Source organism: Massilia sp. MP_M2, from assembly GCF_039123635.1.
GTDB lineage: Bacteria > Pseudomonadota > Gammaproteobacteria > Burkholderiales > Burkholderiaceae_D > Telluria.
The window spans coordinates 63,400-75,536 of record NZ_JBCHJF010000015.1 but is presented as its reverse complement, the minus strand read 5'-3'; the positions used below and the strand labels follow the sequence as shown (position 1 = coordinate 75,536).

Below are 12,137 nucleotides of genomic sequence, written 5' to 3'. Positions count from 1 at the left end.
CTATAGGCGCAAAAGCGAATTATACAGAAACCCGTGATTTCCGTCGCCGGCCTGACCCAAATTTAGTTGGGACGGTGCGGTTTGCGATTGACAGCCAGACCGAAGCGTGGCGAAATCTGTTAATTCTCAGGAGCAATTTCTATGTCGCGTATGCCATACCGCGCCCTTGGCGCCACCCTGCTCTTCCTGGCCGCTACCGCCGCGCAGGCCCAGTATGTCTGGATCGGCCCTGGCGGCACGCGCCAGTATTCGGATCGTCCGCCGCCGCCCGGCACGCCGGCCAGCAAGATCGTCAAGGCACCAAGCCGCGTCAATCCCGAACTGGCACCGGCGCCCGTGTCACCTTCCGCCACGCCAGCGCAAGCAATGGCCACCGATCCAGCCGCCAAGCCATTGCCGCCGAAAGGCGCGCCGACGCTCGCTGAGCAGGAAGCCGCCTACCGCGCACGCACCAAGGCGCAAGAAGACGCTAGCCTCAAGGCGCAGGAAGAAGCGCAGCGTGCGCGCCAGTTGGCCGAACGCTGCAACGCCGCGCGCGAAACGCAGGCGCAACTGGCGTCCGGCACGCGCATCGCGCGCTACAGCCAGGATGGCCAGAAAAGTTATATGACGGACGCCGAGCGGGCCACGCGGGCCGCGCAGGTCAATCAGGCGCTGCAGGACTGCCGCTAGCGCCTTCGCGCTTGGCCGCGCGCTTGCGGCGCGACTCTTTCGGATCCGCCACGAGCGGCCGGTAGATTTCGATGCGGTCGCGCTCGCGCAGCACCGTATCGAGCGTCTTCTTCTTTGCGTAGATACCCACTGGCTGCGTCGTCAGGTTGATATCCGGGAAAGCTTCCAGGACGCCGCTGCGCTCGATCGCCATGCCGATCGTCGTGCCGGCTTCTACCTGCAGGTCGCGCAGCCACTCGACCTTGTCGCTGGCGTAGCAGACCGAGATGCCCAGCAACGCGGGCGCGGGCGCGCCGTCAGCCATACACGACCTCGGCGCGCTTGCAGAACGAATCGACCATGCTGTTGGCAATCATGCCGAACACGGGGCCGACGATCTGTGCCAGGAGCATGCTGGAGAACTCGTACTGCATGTCGAACTCGATCTTGCAGGCATCGGCGCGCAGCGACTTGAAGCTCCAGGTGGCCTCGAGCAGCTTGAACGGCCCGTCGACGAGATGCATCTTCATCTGGGTCGGGCGCTGGTTGTGATTCGATGTCGTGAAGCTTTGCTTGACGCCATGAAAATTAATTTGCAGGGCCGCGACGAGCTTGTCATCGGTGCGTTCAACGATGTTGACGCCACTACACCAGGGGAGGAACTTGGGATAATCTTCGACTTTGGCAACCAGGTCGAACATCTGTTCTGCGCTATAGCCGAGGAAAACTGATTTGTGCACTACTGCCATTGGTCAACCGTTTGTTATGATGGGGGTCGTTTGCAAGTGGCGCCACCGTTGGCGCAATAGCAGTAGTTTAACCGACACGCGAATTTTCGCCTTTTCATGAGCATCGCTGACAATAAAAAAGCATTTTTTGACTACTTCATCGAAGACCGCTACGAGGCAGGTCTCGTGCTGGAAGGTTGGGAAGTCAAGGCCATCCGCGAAGGGCGGGTGCAGATCAAGGAAGCCTACGTGCTCGTGCGCGACAACGAGCTGTACCTGTTCGGTGCGCACGTCAGTGCATTGACGACCACGTCGAGCTTCAGCCATCCCGAGGCGCTGCGTTCGCGCAAGCTGCTGCTGCACCGCGCCGAAATCGATAAGCTGATCGGCAAGGTGGAGCGCTCCGGCTATACGCTGGTGCCGCTCAACCTGCACTTCAAGAAGGGCAACGTGAAGTGCGAGATCGGCTTGGCCAAGGGCAAGAAGCAGCACGACAAGCGCTCGACCGAGAAAGACCGCGACGCCAAGCGCGAGGTCGATGCGGCGATGAAGACCAACCGGCGCTAAGCCGCTCTACGCGTCCCGTGCCGGCAACTTGAGCACGCGGGCGCCGGTCAGCGCGATCAATTCGCGGTCATGGGTAGGAAACAGCACCGGGGACGCGTACGCTTGCGCCCTGACCTGCGCGGCGCAGCGCAGCCAACCGCCAGCGTCGCACTGGCATCACTCAGGCAACGACAACAGCAGGTTTGACCGCCATCAGTACGGAAAGGCGCCACGCACCAAAACTCAGCGCCAGCCCGGCCGCCACGCCCAGCGCCAGATGCAGCGCACTGTGGAACAACAGTGGCGCCACCAGGCCCGAGACCAGCGCGAACGACATCATCTGGATGAAGCCGATCATCGACGAGGCCAGGCCCCGGTTGTCCGGGAACAGGCCCAGCGCGGTGATCTGGATCGCCGGCAGCGCGACCGACAGCCCGAACGTGTAGACGAACAGCGGCAGCACGGCCCACGGCACGACGGCGGGAAACAACGCGTTGTAGCCGACATTGATCGCCGAGCCCAGCGCCATCACGCCAAAGCCCAGCCACATCATGCGGGTCGGCGTGCTTTTGTGCGCGTGCTTGCCGCCCCAGGCCGAGCCGATCACCATGCCGCCGACGAGCGGGATGAACATCCAGGCAAACGCCGTTTCGGGCAGGCCGAGGATCACCATCACGAAATTCGAGGCCGAGCCGATGTACAGCGACAGGCCCGAAAACGCCAGGCCAAGCGCCAGCGAGAGCAGCACGAACTGCGGATGGCGCAGCACCTTGACGTAGTTGCGGCCAATGGTCGCGGGATGGAAGGCCTGGCGCTTTGCACGCGGCAGGCTCTCGGGCAGGAACTTCAGGCACACCAGGATCAGCAGCGCGCCGAACGCTGCCAGGAACACGAACGACGAACGCCAGCCGAAGGTCACGTGCAGCCAGCCGCCCAGGATCGGCGCGATGGCCGGCGCGAGGCCGAACACCATCATGATGTGCGACATCATGCGCTGCGCCTGCGCGCCCGAAAAGCGGTCCTGCACGATGGCCTGCCCGATCACCGAGCCCGCACCGGCCGACAGGCCCTGCAGCGCGCGAAACACGAGCAGCCAGCCGAAGCTCGGCGCCCATGCCGCGCCGACCGAGGCCAGCGTGTAGACCGTCAGCGCGGTCAGGATCACCGGGCGGCGGCCGAACGAATCGGACAGCGTCCCGTAGAACAGCATCATGAACGCAAAGGTGAACAGGAACACGCTCAGCGTCTGCTGCACCGCGACCGGGCCGACCGCGAATTCAGCGCCGATGGCCGGCATCGACGGCAGGTAGGTATCGATGGCCAGGGCCCCGACCATGCCGAGGCAGGCGAGGATGACGGTGAGGAGTTTTTGCATGGACGGCGCTTTCGGAAAACCTGCCGGCGCTGCACGATGCATGGGGCCGGATGACGGGCATTGGAGGGCTGCGATTGTAATCGATTTCGGCCGCAACGATTCACCGCCGCCCTGCTTTCAGCGCGTGCGCAGCGTCATGCCGAAGCGCTCGAAACGGGGCATCCAGTCGTGCTGATAGTCAGCCGACACCAGGATGCGTTCAGCGCGGCCAAGCAGCTTCGCACGCGGCACCAGGCCGATGACGCGCGAATCGGCGCTGTTGTTGCGGTTATCGCCGAGCATCAGGTACTGGCCGGGCGGTATGCGCATCGGCGCAATGTCGCGCAGCGCGGGTACGCCAGGCAGCAGTTGCACGCGCTGCTGCGCGCCGCCCACGGATTCGCTGAGCCGGACAGCGTCGACCTCGCGCCCGCCGGCCGACTCGCGTGCGATCCCGACCAACGCGTAGCTGGCCCCTTCCCCGTTGATGCTCAAGCGGTCATCGCGCATCTCGACCACGTCGCCCGGCAGCGCCAGCACACGCTTGATCAGGCGCGTGCCGTCACGCGGCGAATAAAACACGACCACGTCGCCGCGAACAGGATCGCCAAGGTGCGCCACTTGCCGTTCAGTCAGTGGTATCTTGAGGTCGTATGCCAGCCGGTTGATGAAGACGACGTCGCCCTCGAGCAGATTGGGTCGCATCGACCCGGATGGAATCGGACTCCAGTCGGCGACCGCGGTGCGAAATACGCCGAACAGCAGCAGAAACAGCAGAAAGCCTTTGTTGGCGCGGACAAGATTAATCACGGACTGCTCCTGATTGGGTGATGGAGCCTTCCATGGTAAATGTCGATCAACGGTCCATGCTTAGCCTTTCGTTAACAATGAAATCCTGACAGCAGTGTCACCACGCTGTCATATTCGACAACTAGACTGATTGCGGGACGACTACGACCGCAGACCATGGATATGAAAAAAAAGGCCACCGAGGCTGACCTGAAACAATTCTCCGACGGCAGCGCTTATCTGAATCGCGAGTTGTCGCTGCTCGAATTCAATCGCCGCGTGCTGGCGCAAGCGGAAGACCCGAGCGTGCCGCTGCTCGAGCGTCTGCGCTTTTTATGCATCGTGGCGAGCAACCTGGACGAGTTCTTCGAAGTGCGCGTGGCCAGCCTGCTCGCCACCTACCAGATCGACCGCAACGACAGCGAACTGCCCGAGACCCTGGCCGCCGACCTCGAACGCGCGAGCGCCGAGTGCCGCCACCTGATCGCGCGCCAGTACGCGCTGTTCAATCAGGAGATCCTGCCGCAGCTATCCGACCAGGGCATTCACCTCCTGCACCGCAGCGAGCGCAATCCGGCCCAGCGCGCGTGGGTCAAGCAGTATTTCGACCGCGAAGTGCGTCCGCTCCTGACGCCCATTGGCCTGGACCCGGCGCACCCGTTCCCGCGCGTGATCAACAAGAGCCTGAACTTCATCGTCGAACTCAGTGGCAAGGATGCGTTCGGGCGCGGCTCGGGCATCGCCATCATGAAGGCGCCGCGCGTGCTGCCGCGCGTGATCCGTTTGCCGGACGAGCTATCGGACAAGCCTGGCAGCTCGTACTGCCTGCTGTCGTCGGTGATCCAGTCGCACATGGCCGACCTGTTCACGGGCCGCGAAGTGGTGTCGTACTCGCAGTTTCGCGTCACGCGCAACAGCGACCTGTGGGTGGACGAAGAGGAAGTGAAAAACCTGCGCCAGGCGCTGCAAAGCGAGCTGCATGGCCGCCAGTACGGCTTTGCCGTGCGCCTCGAAGTGGGCCGCTCGTGCCCGGCGCACCTGGCCGACTTTTTGCTCAACCAGTTCGACATCGATCGCAGCCGCCTGTTTACGGTCGATGGCCCCGTGAACCTGGGGCGCCTGCTCGAAATCGTCAACCTGCACGACCAGCCGGACCTGAAATTCCCGTCGTACGTGTCGGGCTATCCGGGCAAGCTGTCGGGCGCCGACATGTTCGCCGCGCTGCGCAAGCAGGACGTGCTGCTTCACCACCCGTTCGAATCGTTCCAGCCGGTGATCAACTTCATCCAGTGCGCAGCGGCCGATCCGAACGTGGTGGCGATCAAGCAGACCATCTACCGGGCGGGCAGCAATTCCGAACTCGTCGAGGCGTTGATCACGGCCGCCGAGCGCGGCAAGGAAGTTACCGTCATCGTCGAACTGATGGCGCGCTTCGACGAAGAAGCCAATATCAACTGGGCCGAAAAGCTCGAGAAGGCCGGCGCGCAGGTCGTGTACGGCGTGGTGGGCCTGAAAACGCACGCCAAGATGGCGCTCGTGCTGCGCCGCGAACCAAGTGGCCTGCGTCGTTATGCGCACCTTGGCACCGGCAACTACAACCCCACCACCGCCAAGTTCTACACCGACTTTGGCATCCTCACCTCCGACGACGACCTGACGTCGGATGTGAACGAAGTGTTCATCCACCTGACCAGCATGACGCGGCCCAAGCAGCTGGCCAGCATCTGGCTGGCGCCGTTCTCGCTACACAAGGAAATCGTGCGCGCGATCCGCAACGAAACCGAACTGGCGAAACAGGGCAAACCGGGGCGCATCATCGCCAAGATGAATTCCCTGACCGACGAATCGGTGATCAAGGCACTGTACGACGCCTCGTGCGTGGGCGTGAAGATCGATCTGATCATCCGCGGTGCCTGCGCGCTGCGCCCGGGCGTCGAAGGCCTGTCCGAGAATATCAAGGTGCGCTCGATCGTCGGGCGCTTCCTGGAACACACGCGCATCTATTACTTCCGCAACGACCTGCGCCACGACACGTACCTGAGTAGCGCCGACTGGATGAACCGCAATCTCTTCCGCCGGGTGGAAGTGGCGTTCCCGATCCGCGCGCCGCTGCTCAAGCGCCGCATCATGCGCGAAGGCTTGCTGCCCTACCTGAAGGACAACGTCAACGCCTGGGACCTGGGCAGCGATGGTCGCTACCGCCGCCGCCGGCCGCGCGGCAAGCAGGTTGGTTACAGTGCGCAGCAGGTGTTGATGGACATGCTGGGCGCCGAGAGCGCCCCCAACAAGGAAACCGATCATGGAACTGATCCTCTGGCGCCACGCTGAAGCCGAGCCGGGCACGCTTGACCTGCCCGATGAACTGCGCGCGCTCACGCCCAAAGGCCAGCGCCACGCCGCCCGCATGGGCGCCTGGCTGGAGCGCACACTGCCGCACGAATGCCGCATCCTGGTCAGTCCCGCCACGCGCTGCGTGCAGACTGCCGATGCACTGGGGCGGCGCTACAAGGTGGTCGAGGCACTCGGCATCGCGTCGAGCGCGGAAGCGATCATCGAGGCCTGCGGCTGGCCAACGCACCGGCAGCCGGTGCTGGTCGTGGGTCACCAGCCGTTGCTGGGTGAAGTGGCGTCGCTGTTATTGTGCGGGCAACAGCAGGACTGGCGCATCCGCAAGGGCGGCGTGTTCTGGATCGAACACAAGGCCAGCGACGGCATGCCGTACATCCGCCTCGTCGCCGGGCCGGATGTCATCGGCAAGCTGCGTTAAAGCTGGCGCACCTGGAACGGCACCCCGACCTCACTCCAGGCCAGCACTTCCTTCTCGAGCCAGGGCGCGAGCGTCGGGTGCTTGCGCATCAGCTCCGCCGGCAGATCGAGGTCGATGCGTGACCGCATGCGCAGGCGCAGGCCGGCGATGTCGTCGTCGGCGCGTGCGTGCATCAACACGATCGCCAGGCGCAGCGCCAGCACGGCCTTGGCCAGATCTGCCTCGACCAGCGTTTCGCGGATCTTGCGCAGATTGCCCTTCTGACCCAGCACCAGCGTGGACAGCATGCGCTGCTCGCGCGTCGTGAAGCCGCCCAGATCGGCGTGTTCGACGATGTAAGCGCCATGCTTGTGCGACCCGCTCATCGAGATCGCCAGACCAATTTCGTGCAGCATCGCGGCCCAGGCCAGGTACGGCCGGTGGGTCTCGCCCTGCGGTTGCAGGCGTTCGAACAGCAGCGTCGCGATGCCCACCGTACGCAGGGCGCGCCCGCTATCGACCCGGAAGCGCCCCATGCAGGCGCGGATCGCGGCGTCGCGCCGGTCGCGCCGGTTCGCGCGCAATTCGAGATCGGACAGCACGCCAAGGCGCAGGCCTGCATTAATCGCGGTGAGCCGCTCGACCTTCAGCTCTTGCATCGCGCCGATCAGGACCGTCAGGCCGCCGACCATCACGGGCACGCGCTCGCGCTTGACACCCGGCAGCACGAACGCGTCCACGTGACCCAGCTCGAGCAGGACGGCGCGCAGTGCCTGCAGGCTGTGCTGCGACATCGTGCCATCGCCGATGGCATTGCGCGAGATGACTTCGGAAATCGCCCGCATCGTGCCCGACGAGCCGTAGGCGGAGTCCCAGCCCTTGGCGTGGTACAGCGAGGCGGCGTCTTCGAAGCGCGCGCGCGCGGCCGTGACGGCGGCATCAAAGTTGTGCGCCGTGATGCGCCCGTCCGGGAAGTACGCCAGCGTTTGGGGCTGGGTACCGATGCCGAAGGATTCGACCAGCCCGATGTCGGCCCCGGTGCCGGCGATGACTTCGGTCGAGCCGCCGCCAATGTCGATGACCAGACGGCGCTCGTCGTGGCGCTCGATTGCGCGCGCCACGCCCATGTAGATCAGGCGCCCTTCTTCTTCGCCCGAAATGATGTCGATCGGGTGCCCGATCGCGTTCTCGGCCAGCGGCAGCAGCAGGTCGGCATTCTTCGCCACGCGCATCGTGTTGGTGGCGACGACACGCACGGCGTGGAGCTGGTATTCGTCGAGGATTTTGCGGAACTCTTGCAGGCAGCGGATCGCGCTGCGCATCGCCGCTTCGCTGAGCATGTTGTCGGCATCGAGACCGGCCGCCAGGCGGATCGGATCGCGCGCGGTGCGCACGATGTGCATGCGGCCGCCGGCCGGCTCGCCGATGTGAAGGCGGAAGCTGTTGGACCCGAGGTCGACTGCTGCAAACATGAGGCCCTTTCGATGATGACCGGATACCGGCGCGGGCAAGACGCCGCGCCCGATATCCTCAAGGGACCAAGTATACAGCCTGGGTCGGTGTGCGGCCAAGCGCAGCGCGCGCGAATCCTCGCGCCGCGCCCCTTGTTGTGTCGCGCGGGTCTTAGCCCGCGCTTAGCCCGCGCTTAGCCCGCGCCTAGCCCGCGCTGCGCGGTGTCGGCGTGCGACGCATGCTGAACCAGAAGCCCAGCACGCACGGGATGCCGAGTGCGACGGCCGAGACGGCGTCCCAGATGCCGTCGCCGAGCAGCGCCGAGATCAGGCCGATCGTGGTGAGGATGCCGAGCACGATCGGCGCGCCCCAGACTTGTAATGGTGTGCGGATCATGATCGTTCTCCGGTGAGTGTGGGCGTGGCCGGTAGCGGGTGCGCGTGCGCGGCGACCTTGGTGGTGGCGTTGCCCGTCTTGCCGCGCTTGAGCCACAGGTACAGACCCGTGCCAAGCAGGATGATGGTGGCGATATCGAGCAGCGCCCACAGGAGCTTCATCGCTTGCCCGCCGTAGTCGCCGAAGTGCAGCGGCTGCGACACCAGAAGGGCTTTCAGATACCACGGCAGTTGCGGCGCGTCGGTCAGCTTGCCCGTGTTGGCATCGACCAGCACCGGCCGGTACATGCGCGAGCTGAATGCCTCGTTGCCGTTCATGTAGATGCCGTAGTGATGCGCGCTACTGAAATCGGTGCCCGGGAACGCCACGAACGCCACGCGCATGCCCGGCAGCGCCGCTTTTGCCGTCTCGATCGCGTCGTGCACCGATGCCGTATGCGGCAGCGGCTGCTTTCCCTCGTACTGCTTGAGGATCTGCGCCAGCTCGTTCTTCTGGTAGTACTTGTACATCAGGTCGGCCCAGGTATTGATCATCCCGGTGCCGCCGACGACGAACAGCCAGACCAGCGTGACAATGCCCAGCAGATTGTGCATGTCGAGCCACTTCAGGCGCGCGCTGCGTTCCTTGCGCACGGTGCCGAAATCGAGCTTGCGCATGAATGGCGAGTACAGCACGGCGCCGCTGACGATGGCCACCAGCAGCAGCAAGGCCATGAAGCCCAGGAACAGCATCCCGGGCAGCCCCATGAACAGGTCGACGTGCAGCGCCAGCATCGTCGACATGAACACGCCGCCCTCGAAGGCCGGCTCGGTGATCACTTTCGTGGTGCGCGCGTCGACCGCGATCGGCTTGTAATCGTCGTCGTGCATGTGGTCAGCCAGCGTGACGTTCCAGATCTCTGGGACGTCAGCTTCCTGCGAGATGAACATCGGCTTCTTGGCCGGGTACAGCTCCTTGGCCGACGCGATCACGGCGTCGACATTCCCCTGCGGCATCGGGCTCGATAGCACGGGCGGCTCGACCTCGGTGCCGAGCAGGTGGCCGATTTCGTGGTGGTAGATCAGCGGCAGACCGGTCAGGCACAGCAGCAGCATGAAAATGGTGCAGATCAGGCTGCTCCACTTGTGGATCCAGCCCCAGCGGCGCAGGGAGACGGGTGACATGATGGTTGCGCGTGCCTATGGCAGGATTCAATGAGTTCAGAATAATAATCGTTCTCATTTACATTGGCAAGGCGTGCAGATAGAATGCGCGCTACCCACCATTCATACAGACTGCTTCAGATGAACACTCGCCGTTTCGCCCTGACCCCGGCCGCATGCGCCGCCGCACTCCTCGTTGCAGGTACCGCATTCGCCCAGGACGGCGCGCCGGCCACGGCAGACGGCACCGTCCAGACCGTCGTTATCAGCGCGTCGGCCGACGCATCGGCACAGGGCCTGCCGGCCGCCTACGCCGGCGGCCAGGTCGCGCGCGGCGGCCGCCTGGGCCTGCTGGGCAACGTCGACATCATGGACACACCGTTCAACAGCACCAACTACACGCATGCGCTGATCCAGGACCAGCAGGCGCGCAGCGTGGCCGACGTGGTCCAGAACGACCCGTCAGTGCGTGTGGCGCGCGGCTTCGGCAACTACCAGGAGCTGTACATGATCCGCGGCTTCGCGGTCGGCTCGGACGACACCGCGTACAACGGCCTGTATGGCCTGCTGCCGCGCCAGTTCGTCGCGACCGAACTGGTCGAACGCGTCGAAGTGCTGCGCGGCGCCCACAGCTTCATCAACGGCGCAGCCCCTGCCGGTGGCAGCATCGGCGGCTCGATCAACCTGCTGCCCAAGCGCGCCCCGAACCAGGACCTGAGCGAAGTCACGCTCGGCGTCGAGACGGGCGGCCAGGGTTATGGCGCCATCGACCTGGGCCGCCGCTTCGGGCCGGAAGGCCGCGCCGGCGTGCGCATCAACGTCGCGCACCGCAATGGCGACACCGCGGTCGATCGCGAAGGCCGCGAACTGAGCGTGTATTCGCTGGGCGTCGATTACCGCGGCCGTGGCTTTCGCCTGTCGGCCGATATCGGCGCGCAGGACCACGAACTGACGAATGCACGGCCGAGCGTGACGCTGGGCGCCACCACCCCGATGATTGCCGCACCAAGCGCTGACCGCAATTTCGCCCAGCCATGGACGATCTCGGAAGAGCGCCACACCTTCGGCACCGTGCGCGCCGAAGTCGACCTGGCCGGCGGCGCCGTCGCCTGGGCCGCACTGGGCGCGCGCAGCGGCCAGGAATACAACATCCTGTCGTCGATCACGGTCAACAACGCCAATGGCGACGGCACCATGACCCGCTTCGACAATATCCGCAAGGACCAGGTCCGCACCGGCGAAGTCGGCGTGCGCGGCGCGCTGCGCACCGGCTTCATCAAGCACATGCTCAGCGCCTCGGCCTCGGGCTTCCACAGCGAGTCGCGCAACGCCTACGGCTTTAGCGACTTCGCCGGCTTTGCGTCGAACGTGTACACGCCACGTGACGTGGCCCCGCCGTCGGCGTCGTTCTTCACTGCCGGCAACATGGCCAACCCGGGCGTGACATCCAAGGCGATCCTGTCGAGCCTCGCCATTGCCGACACGCTGTCGCTGCTGGACGACAAGGTGCTGGTCAACCTGGGCCTGCGCCACCAGCGCCTCAAGGACTACGGCTACGACTATGGCACTGGCCTGGAAAACTCGGCCTATGAGGCCAGCGAGAACACCCCGTTCGCCGCGGTCGTCTACAAGCCGCGCAAGGATCTGTCGGTGTACGCCAACTACAGCGAAGGCTTGCAGCGCGGCGCCGTGGCCTCCGGCGTCAACATCGACAATCAGGGCCAGGTCTTCGCACCGTACGTATCGCGCCAGCGCGAAGCGGGCGTCAAGTACGACAGTGGCCGCTATGGCGTGACCGCCGCCGTGTTCTCGACCAGCCAGCCTGGCGGCTATGTGCAGGACCGCGTGTTCGGCGTGTTCGGCGAGCAGCGCAATCGCGGTGTCGAGCTGTCGATGTTCGGCAATCCGGTGCGCGGCCTGCGCGTGCTGGGCGGCCTGACATTGATCGACGCCGAGCAGCGCATGACGGAAGGCGGCAGGAACCAGGGCAAAGATGCGATCGGCGTGCCAAAAACGCAGCTGAACATCGGCGCCGACTGGGATGTGCCGGGCGTGCAGGGGCTGGCACTGAACGCCCGCACCGTCTACACGGCGACCCAGTACGCCGATGGCGCCAACACGCAGAAGCTGCCGTCGTGGACCCGTGTCGATCTGGGCGCGACCTACCGCACGACCTTCATGGACCGTGACCTGACGCTGCGCGCCCGCGTGGACAACGTCGCTGACAAGAACTACTGGGCCTCGGCCGGCGGCTATCCGGGTTCGGGTTACCTGGTGCTGGCGGCGCCGCGCACCGTGGCCTTGTCGGCGACGGTCGGGTTCTAAGCGGCTGT

General features: G+C 64.8%; 12 protein-coding genes. 5 read left to right on the top strand and 7 right to left on the bottom strand.

Translation table 11 applies throughout. From position 1 onward, the window contains the following. Window positions 1-141 precede the first annotated feature (141 nt). A complete protein-coding gene (locus RCH14_RS23285) occupies window positions 142-672 on the top strand; it encodes a DUF4124 domain-containing protein (RefSeq protein ID WP_343028483.1) in 531 nt (176 codons plus the stop codon). Here RCH14_RS23285 and RCH14_RS23280 read toward each other — a convergent pair. Continuing rightward, window positions 644-976, bottom strand: a complete 333-nt coding sequence (locus RCH14_RS23280; RefSeq protein WP_343028482.1) for an RnfH family protein — start codon at window positions 974-976, stop codon at window positions 644-646. The genes RCH14_RS23285 and RCH14_RS23280 overlap by 29 nt on opposite strands. Further along, window positions 969-1,400 (bottom strand): type II toxin-antitoxin system RatA family toxin, encoded by a 432-nt coding sequence (locus tag RCH14_RS23275; RefSeq protein WP_332531625.1) that lies wholly within the window; start codon window positions 1,398-1,400, stop codon window positions 969-971. The genes RCH14_RS23280 and RCH14_RS23275 overlap by 8 nt, the downstream gene beginning before the upstream one ends. Window positions 1,401-1,496: 96 nt before the next feature. On the opposite strand from RCH14_RS23275, the gene smpB reads away from it, so the two are divergent. Beyond that, window positions 1,497-1,946, top strand: a complete 450-nt coding sequence (gene smpB, locus RCH14_RS23270) for an SsrA-binding protein SmpB (protein WP_343028481.1) — start codon at window positions 1,497-1,499, stop codon at window positions 1,944-1,946. A 160-nt stretch (window positions 1,947-2,106) separates the two neighbouring features. On the opposite strand, the gene RCH14_RS23265 is transcribed toward smpB, so the two are convergent. Together RCH14_RS23265 and lepB are read right to left on the bottom strand one after the other, a co-directional pair. After that, complete coding sequence (locus RCH14_RS23265; RefSeq protein WP_343028480.1) at window positions 2,107-3,300, bottom strand: multidrug effflux MFS transporter; 1,194 nt, start codon at window positions 3,298-3,300, stop codon at window positions 2,107-2,109. Between the two features lie 117 nt (window positions 3,301-3,417). Continuing rightward, window positions 3,418-4,089 (bottom strand): signal peptidase I, encoded by a 672-nt coding sequence (gene lepB, locus RCH14_RS23260; RefSeq protein ID WP_343028479.1) that lies wholly within the window; start codon window positions 4,087-4,089, stop codon window positions 3,418-3,420. 156 nt (window positions 4,090-4,245) lie between these two features. On the opposite strand from lepB, the gene ppk1 reads away from it, so the two are divergent. Together ppk1 and RCH14_RS23250 are read left to right on the top strand one after the other, a co-directional pair. Then, window positions 4,246-6,396 (top strand): polyphosphate kinase 1, encoded by a 2,151-nt coding sequence (gene ppk1 / locus RCH14_RS23255; protein ID WP_343028478.1) that lies wholly within the window; start codon window positions 4,246-4,248, stop codon window positions 6,394-6,396. Continuing rightward, complete coding sequence (locus tag RCH14_RS23250; protein ID WP_343028477.1) at window positions 6,368-6,835, top strand: histidine phosphatase family protein; 468 nt, start codon at window positions 6,368-6,370, stop codon at window positions 6,833-6,835. The genes ppk1 and RCH14_RS23250 overlap by 29 nt, the downstream gene beginning before the upstream one ends. Here the strand turns inward: RCH14_RS23250 and RCH14_RS23245 are convergent. The 3 genes from RCH14_RS23245 to RCH14_RS23235 form a co-directional block, all read right to left on the bottom strand. After that, the gene (locus tag RCH14_RS23245) at window positions 6,832-8,286 is read right to left on the bottom strand and encodes a Ppx/GppA phosphatase family protein (RefSeq protein WP_343028476.1); all 1,455 of its coding nucleotides are present in this window, start codon (window positions 8,284-8,286) and stop codon (window positions 6,832-6,834) included. The two genes, RCH14_RS23250 and RCH14_RS23245, sit on opposite strands and share 4 nt — an antisense overlap. Before the next feature lie 184 nt (window positions 8,287-8,470). After that, window positions 8,471-8,662 (bottom strand): hypothetical protein, encoded by a 192-nt coding sequence (locus RCH14_RS23240; protein WP_343028475.1) that lies wholly within the window; start codon window positions 8,660-8,662, stop codon window positions 8,471-8,473. Then, entirely contained in the window at window positions 8,659-9,825 is a 1,167-nt protein-coding gene (locus tag RCH14_RS23235; RefSeq protein ID WP_343028474.1) for a PepSY-associated TM helix domain-containing protein, read from the bottom strand. Before RCH14_RS23235 ends, RCH14_RS23240 begins: the two co-directional genes overlap by 4 nt. Before the next feature lie 120 nt (window positions 9,826-9,945). Between RCH14_RS23235 and RCH14_RS23230 the strand changes: the two genes are divergently transcribed. Beyond that, window positions 9,946-12,129, top strand: a complete 2,184-nt coding sequence (locus tag RCH14_RS23230) for a TonB-dependent receptor (protein ID WP_343028473.1) — start codon at window positions 9,946-9,948, stop codon at window positions 12,127-12,129. The last annotated feature ends 8 nt before the right edge of the window (window positions 12,130-12,137 follow it).